At 60.3% G+C, this 20,701-nt stretch carries 19 protein-coding genes; 9 read left to right on the forward strand and 10 right to left on the reverse strand.

What is annotated here, in order from left to right:
• Positions 1-44: 44 nt before the first annotated feature.
• The gene (locus GA0061100_RS17035) at positions 45-935 is read right to left on the reverse strand and encodes a proline iminopeptidase-family hydrolase (protein ID WP_075853901.1); all 891 of its coding nucleotides are present in this window, start codon (positions 933-935) and stop codon (positions 45-47) included.
• A 131-nt stretch (positions 936-1,066) separates the two neighbouring features.
• On the opposite strand from GA0061100_RS17035, the gene GA0061100_RS17040 reads away from it, so the two are divergent.
• Entirely contained in the window at positions 1,067-1,849 is a 783-nt protein-coding gene (locus GA0061100_RS17040) for a LuxR family transcriptional regulator (protein ID WP_075853902.1), read from the forward strand.
• A 54-nt stretch (positions 1,850-1,903) separates the two neighbouring features.
• On the forward strand, positions 1,904-2,818 hold the full coding sequence (locus tag GA0061100_RS17045) for a proline iminopeptidase-family hydrolase (protein WP_075853903.1): 915 nt from the start codon (positions 1,904-1,906) through the stop codon (positions 2,816-2,818).
• A 92-nt stretch (positions 2,819-2,910) separates the two neighbouring features.
• Here GA0061100_RS17045 and GA0061100_RS17050 read toward each other — a convergent pair whose 3' ends face one another.
• Together GA0061100_RS17050 and GA0061100_RS17055 are read right to left on the reverse strand one after the other, a co-directional pair.
• Positions 2,911-4,155: an amidohydrolase family protein gene (locus GA0061100_RS17050; RefSeq protein WP_083961373.1), complete on the reverse strand. Its 1,245-nt coding sequence runs from the start codon at positions 4,153-4,155 to the stop codon at positions 2,911-2,913.
• Positions 4,152-5,726, reverse strand: a complete 1,575-nt coding sequence (locus GA0061100_RS17055) for a gamma-glutamyltransferase family protein (protein WP_075853904.1) — start codon at positions 5,724-5,726, stop codon at positions 4,152-4,154. The genes GA0061100_RS17050 and GA0061100_RS17055 overlap by 4 nt, the downstream gene beginning before the upstream one ends.
• A gap of 624 nt (positions 5,727-6,350) precedes the next feature.
• Between GA0061100_RS17055 and GA0061100_RS17060 the strand changes: the two genes are divergently transcribed.
• Positions 6,351-7,304, forward strand: coding sequence for an NAD-dependent epimerase/dehydratase family protein (locus tag GA0061100_RS17060; RefSeq protein WP_075854301.1), 954 nt, complete (start codon positions 6,351-6,353; stop codon positions 7,302-7,304).
• A gap of 21 nt (positions 7,305-7,325) precedes the next feature.
• Here the strand turns inward: GA0061100_RS17060 and GA0061100_RS17065 are convergent, their stop codons facing one another.
• Positions 7,326-8,537 carry a TIGR03862 family flavoprotein gene (locus GA0061100_RS17065; RefSeq protein WP_075853905.1) on the reverse strand — a complete coding sequence of 404 codons (1,212 nt, stop codon included), beginning with the start codon at positions 8,535-8,537 and terminating at the stop codon, positions 7,326-7,328.
• Positions 8,538-8,826: 289 nt separating this feature from the next.
• On the opposite strand from GA0061100_RS17065, the gene GA0061100_RS17070 reads away from it, so the two are divergent.
• From GA0061100_RS17070 to GA0061100_RS17085, 4 genes are all read left to right on the forward strand, one after another.
• Complete coding sequence (locus GA0061100_RS17070) at positions 8,827-9,534, forward strand: TetR/AcrR family transcriptional regulator (RefSeq protein ID WP_075853906.1); 708 nt, start codon at positions 8,827-8,829, stop codon at positions 9,532-9,534.
• A 129-nt stretch (positions 9,535-9,663) separates the two neighbouring features.
• Entirely contained in the window at positions 9,664-10,821 is a 1,158-nt protein-coding gene (locus GA0061100_RS17075) for a Gfo/Idh/MocA family protein (RefSeq protein WP_075853907.1), read from the forward strand.
• Between the two features lie 12 nt (positions 10,822-10,833).
• Positions 10,834-12,009: a dihydrodipicolinate synthase family protein gene (locus GA0061100_RS17080; RefSeq protein WP_075853908.1), complete on the forward strand. Its 1,176-nt coding sequence runs from the start codon at positions 10,834-10,836 to the stop codon at positions 12,007-12,009.
• Positions 12,010-12,140: 131 nt separating this feature from the next.
• Positions 12,141-12,965 (forward strand): sugar phosphate isomerase/epimerase family protein, encoded by an 825-nt coding sequence (locus tag GA0061100_RS17085; protein WP_075853909.1) that lies wholly within the window; start codon positions 12,141-12,143, stop codon positions 12,963-12,965.
• Positions 12,966-13,049: 84 nt separating this feature from the next.
• Here GA0061100_RS17085 and GA0061100_RS17090 read toward each other — a convergent pair whose 3' ends face one another.
• Positions 13,050-14,156 carry a branched-chain amino acid ABC transporter substrate-binding protein gene (locus GA0061100_RS17090; protein ID WP_075853910.1) on the reverse strand — a complete coding sequence of 369 codons (1,107 nt, stop codon included), beginning with the start codon at positions 14,154-14,156 and terminating at the stop codon, positions 13,050-13,052.
• A 265-nt stretch (positions 14,157-14,421) separates the two neighbouring features.
• Here GA0061100_RS17090 and GA0061100_RS34690 point away from each other — a divergent pair, with 265 nt between their 5' ends.
• Positions 14,422-14,559, forward strand: coding sequence for a hypothetical protein (locus GA0061100_RS34690; RefSeq protein WP_159444790.1), 138 nt, complete (start codon positions 14,422-14,424; stop codon positions 14,557-14,559).
• A complete protein-coding gene (locus tag GA0061100_RS17095) occupies positions 14,556-15,380 on the forward strand; it encodes an aminoglycoside phosphotransferase family protein (protein WP_075853911.1) in 825 nt (274 codons plus the stop codon). The genes GA0061100_RS34690 and GA0061100_RS17095 overlap by 4 nt, the downstream gene beginning before the upstream one ends.
• Here GA0061100_RS17095 and GA0061100_RS17100 read toward each other — a convergent pair.
• Genes GA0061100_RS17100 through GA0061100_RS17120 form a run of 5 tightly spaced genes read right to left on the reverse strand, consistent with a single transcriptional unit; the run spans position 15,377 to position 20,645 of the window.
• Positions 15,377-16,762, reverse strand: coding sequence for an FGGY-family carbohydrate kinase (locus tag GA0061100_RS17100; RefSeq protein WP_075853912.1), 1,386 nt, complete (start codon positions 16,760-16,762; stop codon positions 15,377-15,379). The two genes, GA0061100_RS17095 and GA0061100_RS17100, sit on opposite strands and share 4 nt — an antisense overlap.
• Positions 16,759-17,085, reverse strand: coding sequence for an L-rhamnose mutarotase (rhaM, locus tag GA0061100_RS17105; RefSeq protein WP_075853913.1), 327 nt, complete (start codon positions 17,083-17,085; stop codon positions 16,759-16,761). The genes GA0061100_RS17100 and rhaM overlap by 4 nt, the downstream gene beginning before the upstream one ends.
• Positions 17,082-18,098: an ABC transporter permease gene (locus tag GA0061100_RS17110; RefSeq protein WP_075853914.1), complete on the reverse strand. Its 1,017-nt coding sequence runs from the start codon at positions 18,096-18,098 to the stop codon at positions 17,082-17,084. Before GA0061100_RS17110 ends, rhaM begins: the two co-directional genes overlap by 4 nt.
• Entirely contained in the window at positions 18,095-19,099 is a 1,005-nt protein-coding gene (locus tag GA0061100_RS17115) for an ABC transporter permease (protein WP_075853915.1), read from the reverse strand. Before GA0061100_RS17115 ends, GA0061100_RS17110 begins: the two co-directional genes overlap by 4 nt.
• Positions 19,100-19,109: 10 nt before the next feature.
• Positions 19,110-20,645 (reverse strand): sugar ABC transporter ATP-binding protein, encoded by a 1,536-nt coding sequence (locus GA0061100_RS17120; protein ID WP_075854302.1) that lies wholly within the window; start codon positions 20,643-20,645, stop codon positions 19,110-19,112.
• Between the last annotated feature and the right edge of the window lie 56 nt (positions 20,646-20,701).

Below are 20,701 nucleotides of genomic sequence, written 5' to 3' on the forward strand. Positions count from 1 at the left end.
ATCGCCCCCTTGTCGTCGGTGGGATTGGATCGCCTTACCTTGCATCAGCTTGCCCTATGCCGTGACAGGAAATCGAGGAGTGCCGGATAGTAATCCTGCGGGTTTTCATAGAAAGGCATGTGGCTGGCATTGGCGAAGACCTTGAGCTCGGCATCCTTCAAAGCAAGCTTCATCCTGAGCGCGCAGGCCGGCGTCAACTCGTCATGTTCGCCCGTCGTGATCAGCACCGGCATGGCAAGCCGCGGAAGGTCCGAAATACGGTTCCAGTCCTTGAGGTTGCCGATGTAGAGAAATTCGTTCGGCCCCTGCATCGTCTCGTAGGGACCCATGTTCCAGTCATCGAGCGAGCGGCGAACAGGTGCCGGCCATTCCGGCAGACGGCAGACATGGCGATAGTTGAGGATGGTGACGGCGGCGAGATATTCTGGGTGATCGTAGGTGCCCTGTGCCTCATGCTTCTGCATCATCGCGACCGTTTCCGGCCCGAGCGCCGCGCGCAGTCGTTCCAGCTCGGAAATCAGATGCGGCATATCGGCAACGGTGTCTTCGAGAATAAGCGTCTGCAGGTTCTCGGGATAAGTCAGCGCATAGTCGATCGCCAGCCAGCCGCCCCAGGAGTGACCGAGCATATGCACCTTGCCGAGGCCAAGCGCCTTGCGGACGGTTTCCGTCTCCTCGACATAGCGACCGATGGTCCAGAGGCTCTTGTCTGTGGGACGGTCGGAGGCGCCGGTGCCGAGTTGGTCGAAGGCAACGACCCTGTAACCCCTATCGACCAGGCAGGAATGCGCCTCGCGCAGATAGTCGCAGGGAAGGCCTGGGCCACCGTTCAGGCAGAAGACCGTCTCCGGTCCGCTGCCGAAGCTGTAGGCGACCACCTTGTGGCCATCGACTTCGACGATGTGCCGCGCCTCGGGCTCGATTTCACGCCACATTGACAACTCCGGCGAAAGATTCTGCTTGCTCAATATTTGAGCATGGCTAAATTTTTACCTTAAACCGGGCTCCGCACCAGCTATAAGAAGTGATAGGTTGGGCGGTCGCAGGCACAGACGGGAACCGCTGCATGTTCGATCAAATCGGAACCATCAGGCGCCAGTTCACGGCGCATCAAACGCTGGACGGCCGCATCGACCATATCTTCGAAAGCATGAAGGCAATCGGTTTCGAGGCGTTGATCTACGATTATTCGCCTGTGCCCTACGACCTCGACGGCAAGATCATGATCCCGTCGCTTCTGAAGCTCAGGAATATCTCCGACGACATGTACGAATACTGGTTTGATCGCGGCTATTTCCGCATCGATCCTGTGCAGCAGGTGGCGCTACGCACCTCGGCGCCGTTCTTCTGGAATTATGATTCCAATGCCGATACGCTGATTAAGCGTTTCATGAGCGAGGATACGGTTCCTGTTGCGCGTTACTTGAGCGAGCGTGACATGTCGACGGGTGTCACCGTACCGGTGCACATGCCACGCGGCGATTATGCGACGGTCACAGGAATCCGTTTCGGCGCCAACAAGGCGTTCGAGCGCGATGCTTTGCGCTATATCGCCGATTTCAACTTGCTCGCCCATGTCTTCCACGAGACGGCCTATTCGCTCTTCGATACCGCAGCGCTCAGTGTCGGCAAGATCCGGTTGACGGAGCGGGAGCGGGAATGCCTGCGCTATTCCGCCGAAGGTTATTCCGCCAAGGAGATCTCACGCATCATCGACCGCTCGGTACCGACGGTCGTCATGCACCTCAATGCCGCGGCAAAGAAACTCGGCGCGAAGAACCGCACGCAGGCGGTCGTTCGCGCCACGCATTATCGCCTGCTGGATGCACAGCCATCCTATAACTTGTGATAGCTGCCGCACCCGTTTCGGCCGCGTTATGGTCTTGTCCATCGAAGCCTGGAGATGGAGAGACACGTGGCCGCAATCCCGACGCAGGAAGCCTTTCTGCCCTTTCGTGAATATCGGACATGGTACCGCATCACCGGTTCACTCGATTCCGGCAGGCTGCCGCTCGTCGTCGCCCATGGCGGGCCGGGCTGCACCCATGATTATGTCGACAGTTTCAAGGGCATTGCCGAGATCGATGGTCGCGCTGTCATCCACTACGACCAGCTCGGCAACGGCAAGTCCACGCGACTGCCGGAGAAAGGTCCGGACTTCTGGACGCCGGCTTTGTTCCTTGATGAGCTGGATACGCTGCTGAAGCATCTCGGCATTCAGGATCGCTACGCCTTTCTCGGGCAGTCCTGGGGCGGCATGCTGGGCGCCGAACATGCGGTGCGTCGACCGAAGGGATTGAAAGCGCTAGTGATCGCCAATTCGCCGGCCAACATGCACACCTGGGTCGCCGAAGCGAACCGTCTTCGCGAGGAGCTGCCGCAGCAGGTGCAGGACACGCTATTGAGGCATGAGCGGGCCGGAACGATCACCGATCCGGATTATATCGCCGCCTCCCGCGTCTTCTACGATCGCCATGTCTGCCGCGTCGTGCCCTGGCCGGCAGAGGTTGCCCGCACCTTCGCCACCATGGACGAAGACAATACCGTTTACCGCAACATGAACGGTCCGACCGAGTTTCACGTCATCGGCACCATGAGGGACTGGACGATCGAAGACAGGCTTCCCCTCATCGAAGCGCCGACCCTGCTGATCTCAGGCAAATACGACGAGGCGACGCCACTGGTCGTCAAGCCCTATCTCGATCGCGTCCCGGGCTGCGAATGGGTGCTCTTCGAAAATTCGAGCCATATGCCGCATGTCGAAGAGAAGGATCTTTGCCTGAAGACGGTCTCAGGCTTCCTGCAACGGCACGATTGAGCGTTCGGCCTTAAAGGCGCGTCCAACGGCGATCTCAGCTTCGCTTCTCCAGGCATGGACCGTTCAATTGTTCGATAAAATGACGCGGCGTTTCAGGTGCCTTTGTGGAGCATGGGGCGGCCATTGTCGAAGCTCTTGCGCCCTCTTTTCCAGCCGGCTACCACCCGGGCGATCTCGCGCACGGCAGCGCGGGGGCCGGGGCTGTCGAGAAGCACGATCGTCGCCTCGCCGCCGGCTTGCAGACGCGCGCTGCCGTCGAGCTGGCTTGCTGCCATTTCGCCCACCATGTCGAAGACCAGAGCCATCTCGTCGTCGCGTGCGAGCTGGGCGACATTGGCGTACAGATTGGCCATGCGGATTAATGAAGCGTCGCCATAGGGCGTGAAGGGGTTTAGAATATTATTGGTCGCAATAGAGGTTACAACGCCGCGAGCTGCAAGCACGTGGGCTGGTGCGACACCACGCGGGACCAGCCGATCATGCCCGCGGCCCATCAGGAACAGATCGGTTGCCGGAAGCACGGATAGAGCGATCCCGGCCTCTGCGAGACTATCGGCGATGGCAAGAATCCGGGCGTTGGGCATGGCCGACAGATTGGTAACATGGCCGATCGATACGCGACCCTGCCAGCCATGACGCAGCGTCGCGTCGATCACCTTGGGCAGATCGGCTCGATCGGGATCGAGACTGAAGTCGAGATGAAAGTCGACTGAAACATTGTGCTTTTTTGCCAAAGCAAAAATCATGTCTATATGCTGGCCAGGGGATGGGTCCGTATACGGACAGCCGCCCACCAGATCGGCACCATCTGCAAGTGCTGTAACGAGCATGTCGTGTGTTTGGGGCTCGTTCGTGAGCCCGTCCTGAGCGAAGGCGCAGATTTCGATGTCGACCGCGAAAGCATAGTCCCTTCGGATGCGCTTGATTGCCTCGAAGGAACGGAAACCGGCGCGAGGATCGATCTCGACGAAGGTCCGCATCCGCGTCGTGCCGTGAGAAATCGCTTTCTCGACGACGCGTGCGGCTCGGACATAAACATCGTCATCGTCAAAACCTGTCTTGGCTTTGGCCGTTTCTCTTACTGCCTCGGCAAGTGTGCCTTCGCAAATCGTGCAGCGGTCGAGAATGCAGGCCTTGTCGAGGTGGATATGCGTATCGGCAAATCCACCGAAGGCGAAGCTTCCCTGGCCGTCGACGTCCGATACCGCGTCGCACCGAATGCCGGGGCCAATAGCTGTGATCCGGTCGCCCCGCACAGCGATGTCGACGAGATCGCCATCTTCCTCGACGCGGACATTTCGGATGACGAGATCGAGCGGCGGGTTCACGGTGTTCACAGCAGGATCGCGCCTCCGTCGCTGCGGGGATCATGCGCACCGTAGATCGCTCCGTCTTCGCCGATGCGGATCACGCCGGCTTGGCCACCAAGCGGGCTAAGCGCGTCGATGGTCGAGATCTCATGCCCCATCGCTGCGAGCGCGGAAACCACTTCAATGCCGATATTTTCCTCGATCTTCAGGCTGTTACGGCTGTCCGAGAAGGTGCGACCGAGCAAGAACCGCGGGCGTGCAAGCGCTACAGCCGGATCAAGGCCATGGTCGATAAGCAGGCTGAGCAGCAACGACAGCGTCTGTGGCTGACCGTCCGCGCCCTGTGTACCATAGATGAGATGCGGGCGTCCGTCTTTCAGCGCAAGGCCCGGATTGAGCGTGTAGAAAGGCCGCTTCCCCGGTTGGACGCAATTGGGATTTGCTGGATCGATGCTGAAAGCTGCCCCCCTGTTTTGCCAGAGGAGGCCGGTGTCGCCGACCACGACGCCGCTGCCCCAGTCGAAATAGAGGCTTTGCAGCAGTGATGCGCATCGTCCATTGGCGTCCACGGCCGCAAGTAGCGCCGTGTCGCCGTGTCGATAATCTTGTGGCCAGGGCAGGGCTCGTTCCGGGTCGATTGCCGCAGCCTTGGCGGCAAGGCGTGCCGGATCGAGGAGGTATTTCGAGGCGTCCTCGGCGAAGCGAGGATCGGCAATTGCATGCCGGTCGAGAAAAGCCTGTTTCACGGCTTCGACGAGCGCATGATAATAGGCTGGGCTGTCGGGCGGGAAAGCCGCCATCGGCAAATGGTCGAGCACGCCCATGATCCCGAGAGTAGTTATCCCCTGCGTCGGCGGAGGTGGAGCAAGAAGTATCGTGTCGCGATAGGCCCGCTGGAGGGGAGCCGCAACATCAGTTCGTGTGGCGGCAAGATCCGTGGCCGAAAGAGGAGAACCTGCCTCTGCAAGCCCGTTCACAATTCGACGAGCGAGAGCCCCCTCATAGAATTCGCGGGTGCCCTGACGAGCTATGGCCTCGAGCGTCCGCGCCAAGGCGGGCTGGTGCTGGGCGCCGCCAGATCGGAAGAGCCCGGTGAAGCCGGGCCAGCCACTCAGTTCATTGCGCCGGAATTCGTACCAGAAGGCCTGCGACCGACTGACTTCGAAGCCACCGTCCGCGAGCGCAATGGCGTCGTCGAGAAGAGCTGGCAAGCGCTCTGTGCCGCCCCATTCGTCGGCGGAATAGGCAAGCACTTTCTCCCAGCTATCCACGAGGCAGGCCGTCGTCAGTGTGGAGGCTGCGCCTCGCAAAGCTATATCTCCATGCGGGATGGCCGCAGCCGCCTGCCCGATGCCGAGGAAAGTCTGTGCATTGCCTGTTTCGTCCGCCACCAGCCAGACCGCGTCGCCGCCGAGCCCGCAGAAATGGGGATAGGTGACCGATAGCGCAGCTCCGGCGGCAACCAGCGCCTCGATCGCATTGCCGCCGCGCCTGAGCACTTTCGCGCCAGCTTCGCTGGCCAGCCAATGCGGCGTCGCGATCATGGCACCGGACGATGGCGAATTGGTTCGAGTGGTCTGTCTGTTGGAAGGAGTCATGAGTGAGCTTCAGCGATGTTTCCGGTAGTTCTGAGCCTTGGCTCTCGAAAGGTATCCCGTCATCCGAGTTCCGGTATCGGCTGTCGTAGCGATGGTGATGATGTCTTGTTCGGCATGGGTAAATCCTGGCGGCGTGATCTGGAAAACCAGGCAAGCAATACCGATGCCATAAAGAGTTGCAGTTGCGGGAATTCAATTTAAGCTGTTGTATCTATTGAGAATAAATCAGTTCATTGGCGCCCTGGCCGCAAGGATTCCAAAAGGCCGATCTTCGGCTTTTGCCCCGTCAACGCCTATGAATTCGCGTGCCCTTGTATAGGTGATGGAAAAAGTGGCGATTCGGTCACCGATGCAGTCCGCAAGATGCTGCTGCCATTGCATGACGTGCTGGGTTGTCTGCGAGTGCGATCGCCAATCTCAATGCGCAGCGCATTACACTGCTGTCTGCCGCAAAGTGATGCCTGGATGCATTCGTCACCGCCTCCTGCAGTGAAGACGGCGATGAATGACTTTTCAGCCATGAGAGGGGATGACAAAGCCGTCCGCTCTCCTATTCTCACGGGGCAGCTCACTTCTCGAATGTCGGCAGCCGCCGATTTCGATCCTGATCCTTGGGAGGACATCATGACGCGCACGGTGATTATCGGTGCAACGGGCCATATCGGCACCTATCTCGTGCCGCGGCTGATCGAGGCAGGTCACGAAGTCGCGGCGATCAGCCGTGGCCAGGCCAAACCGTATTCGCCGAACAAGGCGTGGAATGATGTGGAGATGCGGGCGATGGATCGCGCTGCGATGGAGAAGGACGGCAGTTTCGGTCCAGCCATTCGCGCATTGAAGCCGGATATCGTTATCGACATGATCTGCTTTACGCTCGACAGCGCAAGGCATCTGACAGAGGCGCTCACCGATCATGTCGGCCATTTCCTGCATACGGGCACGATCTGGACGCATGGATTTTCGACCGTCGTGCCGACGCCGGAAGAAGCGCCGAAGCAGCCGTTCGGTGACTATGGTATCCAGAAAGCCGCGATCGAAGTGCATCTGCTTGAGGAGGCGCGCCGTAGAGGATTTCCCGCAACCTTGATTCATCCCGGCCATATTGTCGGTCCGGGCTGGGCGCCCCTCAATCCCGCCGGGCATTTCAATCTATCCGCCTTCTCGACTTTGGCGCGAGGCGAAACCCTTGTCTTGCCGAATTTCGGCCTGGAGACAGTCCACCACGTTCATGCCGATGACGTAGCGCAGATGTTCATGGGCGCCATCGCCAACTGGCGAGCCTCGACGGGAGAGGCTTTCCATGCGGTTTCAGGTGGTGCACTGACGCTCAGGGGCTATGCAGAGGCCATGTCGCGCTGGTTCGGATATGAGCCGAAGCTGGAATTTCAGCCCTATGGGAAATGGGCCGAAGGCCAGTCGGCGGAAGATGCGGAGGCGACCTGGGAGCACATTGCCAGAAGCCCGAATTGCTCGATCGCGAAGGCTGAACGGCTGCTTGATTACCGGCCTCGCTACACCTCGCTGCAGGCCGTTCAGGAGGCGGTCGCCTGGCTGATGGAGAAGGGCCGGATCGGCTGAAGCTCAGGCATTCAGGCTTAATCAATTGGTCTTGAGCCAGGCATCCATGCCTTTCGCCGCCGCGCGCCCGGTCGCAAGGCAGGCCGTCAGGAGATAGCCGCCGGTCGGTGCCTCCCAGTCGATCATCTCGCCGGCGACGAAAGTGCCTGGGAGCTTCCTCAACATATATCCCTCGTCGAGCTCATTCCAACGGATGCCGCCGGCGGACGAGATAGCCTCCGCGATCGGCCTTGTTCTCAGCAGTGGGATTGGTAGCGCCTTGATCAGACTTGCGAGACCCTCCGGATGAGAAAGGACGACCGGCTCGGCGAGCTCGCGCAAAAGGCCCGCCTTGACGCCCTCGATGCCGATGGCCTTGCGCAGCCGATTGGAGAAGCTGGCCTTGGGGTCCTGCCGTGCCAGATCGCGCGCCAAACGCTCCTCATCGCGTCCGGGCACCAGATCGACAATGAGTGAAGCCTCGCCTTTCTTCGTCAAGCGGTCACGCAGCGCGGCGGCATGCGCATAGACCAGGCTGCCCTCGATCCCCGTTTTTGAGATGACGAACTCGCCCGGAAAACTCCCCGCCTCCGATGTCGCCGTCACGGCCTTGAGAGGTTCGCCGGCAAAGCGTTCGCTGAACATCGCGCTCCAGGTGACGTCGAAACCGCAATTGGCCGGCTGGAACGCGGCGATGTCGACCCCCTTGTCACGGAGCCCGCCGACCCATGTCGCGTCCGATCCGAGCCGGGCATAGCTTGCACCACCGAGCGCGAGGAGAATGGCGTCGGGACGGACAAGCTCGCGCCCCTGCGGCGTTTCGAATGTCAGGCCGCCATCCTCGAAGCCGCACCAGCGGTGCCGCGTCATGATGCTCACATCTCGCGCTTCCAGCCTCGCAAGCCAGGCGCGCAGGAGCGGCGATGCCTTCATGACTTTCGGGAAGACGCGGCCGGAAGAACCGACGAAGGTTTCCGTTCCCAGACCCTGTGCCCAAGCTCTGATGTCATTAGGCTGGAAGTCGTCAAGCGCTGCGCGCAATCGAGGCGAAGCAGCGCCGAAGCGGGTGGTAAAAAGGCTGTAGTCTTCCGAATGCGTGATGTTGAGGCCGGATTTTCCGGCTAGCAGAAACTTGCGCGCCACCGTCGGCATGCTGTCATAGACAGCGATACGATGGCCGAACAGCGATAGGGTCTCTGCCGCCATCAATCCTGCGGGACCCCCGCCTATGATTGCAATTTGTTTCTTGGTCATGCTTACCCGGTGCCGCTTGCCTATTGCTCTCTAGGGCCGGATGGGCCTCGAAGGCAAGATCGTCGCCATGCCATGGCCCATTTGGTCCTTCATTCAGGCCGTAATGGCAGTGGCCGCAATCGCATCGTTACAGTCAGCATCTGCGAGCATATCAACATTTAAATCGATATAACCATATGGTTACTACAGCCTTCGATTTACCGGGGGCTGTCAACTTATGCGATGATCGGTTACTTATCGACGTGAGGATGGGCCGCATAAGCCTTACGAAATGCCGCCGGGAGCCGTGATGTCAGAAGCCAAGACCGTGAAGCGCAGCGCCAAGAGCGCAGAGCCTGTGGAAACAGAAAAAACCTCTCCGCGTGCAGCTTCGGAACGGCCACGTCTCAGGGATGCGGAGCGCACCAGCAAGGCGATTTTGGCTGCCGCGACCAAGGAGTTTGCCGAGCGCGGCTATGGCGGCGCCCGTGTTGATGCCATTGCCGAACGCGCCAAGATCAACAAGCGGATGCTTTATCATTATTTCGGCGGCAAGGATGCGCTCTATGTCGCCGTTCTGGAAGGCAGCTACATCGCCATCCGCTCGGCGGAGGCGCGGCTCGATCTCTCACACCGCTCGCCTGCGGAAGGCATGCGCGAGCTTGTCGTCTTCACCTGGCAATATTTTCTGGACCACCCTGAGTTCCTGGGGATTCTCAGCACGGAAAACATGCACAAGGCTCGTTTCCTGAAGCGATCGGCACGCATTTTCGAGCTACATTCGCCGCTCGTTTCCGAGATTTCCGGGCTGCTCGACCGCGGTGCGGCGGCGGGCGTATTCCGCAGCGATTGCGATCCTGTCAAGATCTATATGAGCATTGCGGCACTCGGCTCGTTCTTCCTGACGAACCGCTGGACGCTCTCGACGATCTTCCGCCGCAACCTCTCGGACAAGAGCGAAATCGACGCCTGGGGCGAGCATATCGTCGACGTGATTTTCGCCTATCTACGCCCCTAAAAATCTCGGGGTAACAAGCTCAGCAACGATAGATGATTGTCGCTGCGGCCATTGACGATGGCCGTTGACAGCATCGCCCTGCCGTGTCAGTTATGTAACTATATAGTTATTTACGGGAGGAAGAAACTCATGGCAACGAAGCCGATCGGCATCATCATGCACGGCATTACCGGCCGCATGGGCTATAATCAGCATCTCGTGCGTTCCATTCTGGCGATCCGCGAACAGGGCGGTGTTCTTTTGTCGAACGGCGACCGGCTGATGCCCGAGCCGGTGCTTGTCGGCCGCAATGCCGAAAAGATCGAAGCGATCGCCCGCAAGCACGGTTTGTCGAAGACGACGACCGATCTCGACGCTGCTCTTGCCGATCCCAGCAATACGATCTTCTTCGATGCCGGTTCGACACAGATGCGCGTCGAGCTTCTGGAAAAGGCGATTGCCGCCGGCAAGCATGTCTATTGCGAAAAGCCGATTTCCGAGACGCTTGAGGAGGCGTTGTCGGTCGCTGCTTCCGCCGAGCGTCGGGGTGTCAAGAACGGCGTCGTCCAGGACAAGCTGTTCCTGCCGGGCCTGCGCAAGATCGCCATGCTGCGCGACAGCGGCTTCTTCGGCAAGATTCTCTCCGTGCGGGGCGAATTCGGTTACTGGGTGTTCGAAGGCGATTGGGGTGTGAAGGCACAGCGTCCGTCATGGAATTACCGCAAAAAGGATGGCGGCGGCATGATCCTCGATATGCTGCCGCATTGGCGCTATGTGCTTGATAATCTGTTTGGTGAGGTCAAATCCGTCAGTTGCCTCGGCGCGACGCATATTCCGAGCCGCGTCGATGAGAACGGCAACACCTATGCCGCCGATGCCGACGATGCCGCTTACGCCACCTTCGAGCTCGAAGGCGGCGTTATCGCCCATATCAATTCCTCCTGGGCCGTGCGTGTCCGTCGAGACGATCTCGTCACGTTCCAGGTCGACGGCACGCACGGATCGGCCGTCTGCGGCCTGATGCGCTGCTGGACGCAGCATCGGGTCAATACGCCCAAGCCCGTCTGGAACCCGGATCAGCCGCAGCCGATCAATTTCTTCGACACCTGGGAAGAGGTGCCGGAGACGCAGGCCTTCGACAATGGGTTCAAGGCGCAGTGGGAGCAGTTCCTGTGCCATGTGGCCGAGGACGCACCTTGGAAGTTCACGCTTCGCGAGGGCGCCAAGGGCGTGCAGCTGGCAGAGCTTGCGCAGAAGAGCTGGGCGGAACGTCGCTGGATCGACGTGCCCTCGCTTTCGGCTCGCTAGGAGGCCGGTCTCATGGAGAGAAGCCTTCGTTTGCCGATGGCGGACGGCACCATTGCTGCTTTCGCACCCGCCAATGAACCGCTGATTGCGCCCGTGAAGCCGATGGGCGGTCATCGCTTCAATCGCGTCGCCTATGCGGCGGCGCATGTCGTGGTCGATGCACTTGCGGACAATGACCCATGGCTTGATCGAAACATCGATTGGGAGCGCACCATCGCCTTCCGCGAATATCTCTGGGGCCTTGGTCTCGGCGTTGCTGAAGCGATGGATACCGCGCAGCGCGGCATGGGTCTCGACTGGACCGGCGCGAAGGAGCTGATCGCTCATGCGCAGTCGGCGGCGCGCGGCCGGCCGGATGCCGTGATCGCCTATGGCGCCGGAACCGATCATCTCCAACCCGGTCCCGATGTCACGATTGATGACGTTATCCGCGCCTACGAGGAGCAGATCGCCTATGTGGAAGGGCAGGGCGGCCGTGTCATCCTGATGGCGAGCCGAGCACTTGCCGCGGCAGCCAAGAGCCCGGATGACTATATACGCGTCTACGACCGCATCCTCGGCCAGGTCAAAGAGCCTGTCATCATTCACTGGCTAGGCTCGATGTTCGATCCGGCGCTGGCGGGCTATTGGGGCTCGGGCGATGACATGCAGGCCATGGAGACGGCGATCGCGATCATCAATCAGAACGCGGCGAAGGTCGATGGGGTGAAGATCTCGCTACTTTCGGCGGAGAAGGAAATCATCATGCGCCGTCGGCTCGATCCGTCGGTCAAGATGTATACCGGTGACGATTTCAACTATGCCGAACTGATCGCCGGCGACGAACAGGGCTATTCGCATGCCTTGCTCGGCATCTTCGATGCCGTCGCGCCGGCCGCGAGTGCTGCTCTGGCGAAGCTCGCGGAGAATGACCTCGACGCGTTCCATGCGATCCTGGCGCCGACTGTGCCGCTGTCGCGTCATATCTTCAAAGCGCCCACGCGCTTCTACAAGACCGGCGTTGTTTTCCTCGCCTATCTCAACGGCTTCCAGGATCACTTCCAGATGCTCGGCGGCCAGCAGAGCACACGCTCGATCCGGCATCTCGCAGAGCTGTTCCGGCTGGCCGATACAGCGCGCGTACTGCGCGATCCGGATTTGGCGACTTATCGGATGAAGGCAATCCTTGCGACTGTTGGCATCGATTAATGCATGATCCCAAAAAGTGCCAGGCGGTTTTTGGATAAGATTATGCAATATCAAATAGCTAGAGTTCGATGATGTGTCGAATGAAGGTCATCGGGCTCTAGCGGATAAGAGGATCGGGGAGGATCATCGCAATGGCCGTAGAGGGTCTGTCCATCAATCTGGCGACGGTGCGCCAGCAATATGACATGCGCCAGGCGGTAGAAGCCTGCCTCAAGCAGGATATCGTCGCGATCGCGCCCTGGCGCGATCAGGTCCACAAGATCGGGCTTTCGGAAGCCGCCCGCATCGTTGCCGACAACAGGCTCAAGGTCACCGGCCTTTGCCGTGGCGGCATGTTTCCCGCGGCCGACGCCGAGGGCAGGGCGACGGCGATCGACGACAACAAGCGCGCGATCGATGAAGCGGCGGCGCTGAATGCCGATTGTCTCGTTCTCGTTGTCGGTGGCCTGCCGGAGGGATCGAAGGATATCGCCCGTGCCCGCGAGATGGTGGCAGATGGCATTGCCGCGATCCTGCCGCATGCCCGAAGTGCTGGAATTCCGTTGGCGATCGAGCCTCTGCATCCGATGTATGCCGGCGATCGCGCCTGCGTGAATACGCTGGAGCAGGCACTCGACATCTGCGATCTTCTGGGTGAAGGCGTCGGTGTCGCCATCGATGTCTACCATGTCTGGTGGGATCCGAAGCTCTACGAGCAAATCGCGCGCGCCGGCGCCGGTGGCCGCATCCTGGCTCATCACATCTGCGACTGGCTGGTGCCGACGACGGACCTGCTGCTCGATCGCGGCATGATGGGTGACGGCGTCATCGATCTCAAGCGCATCCGCGCCGAGATCGAGAAGGCAGGCTTTTTCGGCCTGCAGGAAGTCGAGATTTTCTCTGAGAATAACTGGTGGAAACGGCCGGGCGAGGAGGTTCTTTCCACCTGCGTCGAGCGCTTCCGCAGCGTTTGCTGAGCGCAGCTGCTCGGGCAGCATCTCCAATAAAAAAGCCGGGCCAACAAGTGGCCCGGCTCTCTTTCAAAGCGATGACGTGACGGCTTATTCAGCCGAAACGATCTTGCCGCCTTCCCACTTGTAGAGCGAGAAGCTCTGCGAGGTCAGGTCGCCGGTTTCGCCGTAGGTGACCTTGCCGATGGCGGTGTCGATCGGTTCGCCCTTCTTGAGCGCTGCGCCGACGGCTTCGGCATCATCTGCCTTGCCGGCCTTCTCGATGCCGGCCTTCAGCACCTGCACGGCGGCATAGGCGTTCAGCGTGAAGGCTTCGGCCGGGATGTTGCGTTCCTTGAGGGCGGCAACGGCGCTCTGCGAATCCGGGTTTTTCAGGGCGTCGGACGCGTTGGTGAAGAGCGTGCCGGCAGCGGAATCGTTGGCGATTGCCCAATATTCGGTGTTGGAAAGGCCGTCGCCGCCGATGATCTGTGCCTTGACGGAAATGTCATGCAGCTGGCGCGCCAGCAGACCTGCCTCCGGGTGGTAACCGCCGAAGTAGATCACCTCGACACCGGCCTGCTTCAGCTTCGCCGTCAGGGCGCTGTAGTCCTTTTCGCCGGGGGTCAGCGAGTCGTTGACGACCTCGGTGACGCCGCCCTTGTTGATCGCTGCCTTGAAGGCATCGGCCAGGCCCTTGCCGTAGGCGCCCTTGTCGTTGAGGATCGCGATCTTCTTGTCCTTGAAGTTCTTGACCACATATTCGCCGGCAACGACAGCCTGCTGGTCATCGCGGCCGCAGGTGCGCAGGACGTTGGTCAGGCCGCGATTGGTCAGGCCCGGAGCGGTCGCAGTTGGCGTGACCATCAGGATGCCGTTTTCGGCGAGCGCGTCCGAAACCGGAATGGCAACGCCCGAGGTGACCGGGCCGACGACGAAGCGGATGCTGTCGCCGACGAAGCCGTTGGCGACGGATACGCCCTGCTTCGGATCGCCGGCGTCATCGCCGAGCTTCAGAACAAGCTTCTGGCCGAGAACGCCGCCGCTCTTGTTGATTTCGTCGATGGCGGTCTGCGCGCCATTCTTGACCTGCTCGCCGTAAGCTGCGACCGGGCCGGTCAGCGGCGCGATGAGGCCGATGGTGATGTCCGCATGCGCGAGAGGTGCGAAGGCCAGCGAAGCGACGAAGGTCGCGGCCGTCAATGTCTTCAGACTCATGTTAGCTCTCCTTGGATGAGCGCGGCAGCGCCCTTTGAACCCGCCCGCAATCACCTGTCTCGACGCGCAAACTGCCGTGAGGCGTTCTTTTTAAAGAGACAAAGCTGATATCGAAGCCGATGATCGCTTTCGGGCATTTTTTGATCTCGAAAGCGCCCATGAGGGTATTTTGTGTAGGAATATTGCGACGATTCCGCAAGAAAATAACCGTCGCGAAGACAATTTTAGCGTTTTTTCGAAAATTTTGACGAGGGATGGTTGTTGTGTGCCTGCTGCCAAGACCGCGGCGATGTGGCGGTGGGACGAGATGGATCTAAAGGTGGAAGTTTCGATGCCGCCGATCCACATAAGCAGTGGCGCCTGTCATGGCGCGACCCATGCCGAGGAGATCGATGTCGCGTGAATGAGAATGACAATTCGAAAGCCTATTTTGACCTCTGGCGGCTAGTCCCCGATGGTCCTCCGATTGTGACGCATTCCAGCCGGCTTTTTCCCGTGCGCCGTGATGGCGAGCCAGCCATGCTGAAGATCGCGGTCTCGCCCGAGGAAAAGGGGGGCGCCGAACTCATGGTTTGGTGGAATGGCGACGGGGCCGCGCGCGTTCTCGAGCATGCAGACGACGCCATCCTGCTCGAACGGGCGACAGGCCCCTGTTCTCTCATCGACATGGTAAGGAATGGCGGGGATGACGAGGCAAGCCGCATTATCTGCAAAGCCGTTGCGGGGCTTCACGCGTCACGCGGGATTTCCTTGCCGACTTTGATTCCCCTGGTCCACCGGTTTCGTTCGCTCGAAGCGATGGCCCACTGTGAAGGTGGCACTTTCGTGCGGTCTGCGGTCATGGCCCGCAAACTGCTGTCGGAACCCCGCGATATCGTGGCGCTGCATGGCGACATCCACCACGGCAATATTCTGGACTTTGCCGAGCGCGGCTGGCTCGCGATCGATCCGAAGGGGCTCGTGGGCGAACGCGGCTTCGACTACGCCAATCTCTTCTGCAATCCGGATAATGCCGTCGCCACATCTCCCGGCCGCCTTGCGCGGCAGGTGGCAGTCGTCGCCGAGGCGGCGGGGCTGGAACGCGGACGACTGCTGCAATGGATCATTGCCTGGGCCGGCCTCTCGGCCGCCTGGCTGATCGAAGATGGCGAGGACGAGCACGTAGAGCCAACGCTTGACGTTGCCGAAATCGCGGCTGTCGAACTATCCGGGACCGAGGCTTAAGAGATTAAAGCGTCGCGCCAGGCCTGCCGATAGCGGATCAACCCCGTCAGTTCGGCGCGAAGGGGTGAGCTTTCTGTTGTTGTCGCAGGGCGTATGCCCGTCAGTAGCGCGGCTCCCTGGCTGGTGCCTGTCGAGCCCGGCAGTGCAATAACGTCGGTGTTCGTCAAAGCGGATAGGGCTTTGAGATAGACGCGGTTGAGCGCGAAGGGGCCTTCGACGAAAATCGGTCCTTTGGCGCCAATCAAGCCGAGGCAAGCTTCCGTCATCAACGCGAGATAGAGGCTGACGGCGGCAAGGCGTTCGGCATTGCTCGCGGCATGATCCGCGATCCAGCGCCGCTTGCTGCCGGGAAAGGGACCGGAACCTTCAGCGATGTTGGGCAGAAGCATGAGGCCCTTGCTGATCGCCGGCTCCAACGCGGCTTCGATCGCCTCCGGAGCCACTGCACCGATTTCAGCCGCCAGAAGCTCGAATTCGCGGCCGCCCATGAAGCGGGAAGACGGAACGGCGCGGCCGTAGGCATCGACATTGGCAAGGGTGTCGCGCGCGGGATCGAGATGTTCGAGATCGCCACCCACGCCGAAACTGATGACCCAGGTTCCTGTCGATACGACGGCGAAAGGCGCTTCGTTTTCGACCAGATGCGGTAGCAGCGAGGCGTTGGAATCATGGATGCCGCAATAGACAGGTACGGATTTCGTGAGCCCCATACTTGCAGCAAGCGCCGGCAGCACCGGTCCGAGGACGTCGAAAGCCGAGCGAACCGGCGCCATCAGACCGCGAATGCCAAGCGTGTCGACCAGAGACGAATAGCTTTGCGTCGTTGGGTTCCAGAGATCGGTATGGCAGCCAAGCGATGTGACCTCGTTGGTGGCGATGCCGCTCAGCCGGAATGCCCAATATTGCGGATAGGTCAGAATCGTCGCGACGCGGGCGAAATCGGCCGGAAAGGTACTCTTCAGATAGTGGATCTGCGCACCGACATTGAGGCCAACCGACAATCCGGGCGAAAACGTTTCGGCGAAACCCGGCCGCAACCGCGCATAGGTGTCCTGAATCGCTTGAGGATAGCCGTGCTCATAGTCGAGAACCGGCATGGCAAGGCTGCCATCGGCTGCCAACATCACCGCCGATGCACCGTGCGTGGTGATCGATATGGCGTCGAAGCCTGGTACGCGGGCAAAGCCCTTCAGTGCCGAGATGATGAAATCCCACAGTCTTTCAATATCATAATGCGGGTAGGAACCCGACTTCAGAACGCTGTTTGCGGTCTTGACGACGGCAATTTCGCCGCCCGTTTCCGCATCGAGCACGACGACCTTGGCGTTGGTTTTACCGATATCGATGACGGCGATATGGCGATAGGCTTGGGTCGCGCTCATGGCAGATGGAAGACCGCGACGAGATCGCTCTGGACGGGCGAATTGTCGGGATTGGTCGCCATGATATCGGCCATGTGCGCCCACCACTTTTTCATGATGGGATGCTCGGGCAGGCTCGCCATGGCGTGATCCTTCGGACGCGTCAGCACGCCGAAAAGCGTGTTCGTCTCGCGGTCGAGATGGATGGAATAGTCGCTGACGCCAGCCTGACGCAGCAGGTCCACAAGCTCGGGCCAGATTTCGTCATGCCGCTTCCGATATTCCGCTTCCATGCCTGGATTGAGCGTCATCTTGAAGGCATGGCGTTCGAGAGCAGCGGTCATTTGGAGCTCATAGTCTTGATGCGCCGTGCGACGATCGGCAGCGCGATGGTGATGATGAGGAGAAGGCCGATGAAGATCGACATTACGATGCCGGGAACGTTGAGCAGGCCGAGGCCGAAGGTGACAAGCCCCATGACGAAGGCGGCGATGACGACACCGCCGATCGTGCCCGAGCCGCCGAGGATCGACACGCCGCCGAGCACGACCATAGTCACGACCTCCAGCTCCCAGCCGAGCGCGATCGAGGGGCGCGTAGAGCCAAGGCGCGAGGTGAGGCAGACGGCGGCGATGCCGCTCATGATGCCGGTCAGGAGAAAGAGGATGAATTTGACCCGCTCCACCGGGATGCCGGAAAAACGCGCGGCAAAATCATTGTTGCCGATCGTATAGACCTGACGGCCGAAATTCGTCGCATGCAGCAGGATCGCAAAGGCGATCGCCAGCACGATGAACAGCACGAATTCGAACGAGAAGACCCAGACGACGTAGCCCTGGCCGAAATAGGCGAAACTATCCGGATAGTTGCCATAGGCCTGGTCGCCGAGCACGATGTAGGAAATGCCGCGAAACAGGCTCATCGTGCCGATGGTAACGACGATCGACGGCAGCTTCAGCACGGAAACGAGGAAGCCGTTGAAGATGCCGCAGACAAGGCCGACGCCGATACCGAGCGCCACGAGGCCGGGCGTGTCGACGCCCAGTTGCGCGGCGGCGCCCATCGCTGTCGAGGCAAGCGCGATGATGGCTGCGACCGAAAGGTCGATTTCGCCCGCGATGACGAGCAGCGCCATGGCAAAGGCGATCATCGCCTTTTCGGTGAAGTTGAAAGTCGCGTCCGAGAGATTGTAGGGATCGAGGAAATAGGGCGAGGCGAGCGAATTGAAGATGAAGATCGCGACCGCGACGCCGAAGAGCAGCGTTTCCCAGCTCGACAGGATACGCTTGAAAGGAGTGCCGAGGCGATCCGGAATGGCGCGCTTTTCCGCCGTTGCCGCTTGCGAACCGTTGCTCATGCGATTGCTCCCTCACTGGCGGTGTCTTTTGCGGCCTGATCTCTAAGGATGATACGGCCGCGGTTGCGTTCGCGGCGGGCATTGAAGACGACGGCCAGAATGATGACGGTGCCGGAGATGGCCATCTGGGTGAACGGCGAGATGCCGATGACCGGCAGGGCATTCTTGATGACGCCGAGGAAGAGGGCGCCCAACACGGCGCCTGCGACCGAACCGACGCCGCCTGCGATCGAAATGCCGCCGATGACGCAGGCGGCCACGCTGTCAAGCTCGAAACCGTTGGCAATATCGACATAGGCAACGGCATAGCGCGAGACCCAGAGGTAGCCGCTGAGGCCGGCGAGCGCACCCGAGAGAACGAAGGCGAGGAATCGCGTCCAGCCAACGTCGATGCCGGCATAGACAGCGGCCACCGGATTACCGCCGCTCGCATAGGCCGAGCGGCCAAACTGAGTGTAGCGCAGCACCAGATACATCATCAGCACGATCACGATGCCGATCCAGGCAAGCACGGGCAGGCCGAGAAGCGGCGTGCGCGGCACGTTCAGGAAGATTGGCGTGAACTGATGTGCATTGACCCAGGCGCCGCCCGACAGAACGAAGGCCATGCCGCGATAGATCGTCAGGGTGCCGAGCGTGACGACAATCGGCGGGATTTCGAGCGCCCAGACGAGATAGCCGTTGATGGCGCCGAGAACCGCGCCCATCAGGATCGCCGTTATGACGAGCGCGATCAGCGGAATATCGGGATAGGCGGCGTTCAGCATCGCGACCGCCATGCCAGTCAGCGCCAGGTTGGCGGCGACAGACAGATCGATCGACTTCGTCAGAATGACGGTCATCTGGGCAAGCGCCAGGATGATGAGGATCGAGGTATCGTTGAAGATATTGGCGAGATTGGCGGGCTCTGCAAAGCCGGCCGCACGCGTGGCAAAGCCGGCGATCATCACGACGATGATGATGAAGAGCAGTGTCTCTCGTCTTTTGAGGATACGTGGCATCCGCCTCTCCTTATGCATTTCCCGTGGCGGCACGGACGAGTGTTTCCGGTGTCAGCTCCTCGCGGTCAAAAAGACCAGCCGACAGACCCTCTTTCATAACGAGTACGCGATCCGCCATGCCGATGATCTCCGGCAGTTCGGAAGAGATCATGATGATGCTCAGGCCCTCGGCCGCCAGCTCGCTGATGAACCCATGGACGGCGGCCTTCGAACCGATATCGATCCCTTTGGTTGGCTCGTCGAGAATGATGATCTTCGGCTGCGTCGCAAGCCACTTGCCGATGACCACTTTCTGCTGATTGCCGCCGGACAGAGTGCCGACAGGCACGGAAAGGGCGGCTGCGCGCAGATCGAGCCGTTCGGCATATTTGCGGGCAAGAGCGAATTCGTTGGCCGCCTTCAGGAAGCCCTTGCGCGAGGTGCGTCCGAGCGACGGCAGCGACATGTTCTGATAGATCGGCATCGGCAGCGCCAAGCCGTGGCGGCCACGCTCTTCCGGCACGTAGACGATGCCCGCACCGATGGCGTCCTGCGGCGACCGCACCTGGATTTCCTGACCGTCGAGTGTCAGGCGACCTGAGAGCGGCTTGGTGATGCCGAAGAGCGATTGGCAGAGCTCCGAGCGTCCGGCGCCGATCAGGCCATAAATGCCAAGGATCTCGCCGCGCCTCAGCTTGAAGGAGATATCGCGGAATTCCGTGCGGTGACAATATTTGTCGACTTCTAGAACCGTTTCCCCGAGCGCTACCGCAACCTTGGGAAAAGCGTTGCCGACATCGCGTCCGACCATCATGCGGACGATTTCATCCTGTGGCGTCGCCTTCAGCTCGCCGTGGCCGACGTCGCGGCCGTCGCGGAAGACGACGAAATTATCGGCGATTTCATAGAGTTCGTCGAACTTGTGGCTGATGAACAGGATGGCCTTGCCCTTTGCCTTCAATCCCTCGACGATGCGGAAGAGATCGTCGATCTCCTTGCGGGAAAGGGCGGCGGTGGGCTCGTCCATGATGACGATGCGGGCCTCGATCGACAAAGCGCGAGCAATCGCTACAAGATGGCGCTGCGCAATGGAGAGGTCTTTCAATCGGGTTGTCGGATCGATGGCGCTTTCAAGGGATTGGAGAAGCTCCTTCGACCGGCTGTTCATCCGCTTCCAGTCGATGGTTCGCCAGGATGTGCGCGGCGCATGGCCGAGGAAGATGTTTTCGGCGACGGTGAGCTCATCGAAGAGCACGGTTTCCTGATGGATGGCCGTCACGCCGGCATCGATTGCCGCCTGCGCATTGGAGAAAGCCATCGGCTTGCCATCGACGAGGATTTCACCTTCGTTCGGACGATAAATGCCTGTGAGAATCTTGACGAGAGTCGATTTCCCCGCGCCGTTTTCGCCGATCAGGGCGGTCACCTTGCCGGGGTAGAGCGAAATGCTGACGCCATCCAGCGCTTTCACGCCGGGGAAGATCTGGGAAATGCCGCGCATTTCCAGGATGGCTTGATGGTTCGCGGTGGGTGCGTCCGCTAGAGAACGTTGAAGAACTGTGGTCATCAGCAATGTACCGGATCAATGAAACCAGGTCCGGCGGCTGACGCCGCCGGAGAGCT

The organism is Martinezella hainanensis (genome assembly GCF_900094555.1).
Taxonomy (GTDB): Bacteria; Pseudomonadota; Alphaproteobacteria; order Rhizobiales; family Rhizobiaceae; genus Rhizobium; species Rhizobium hainanense.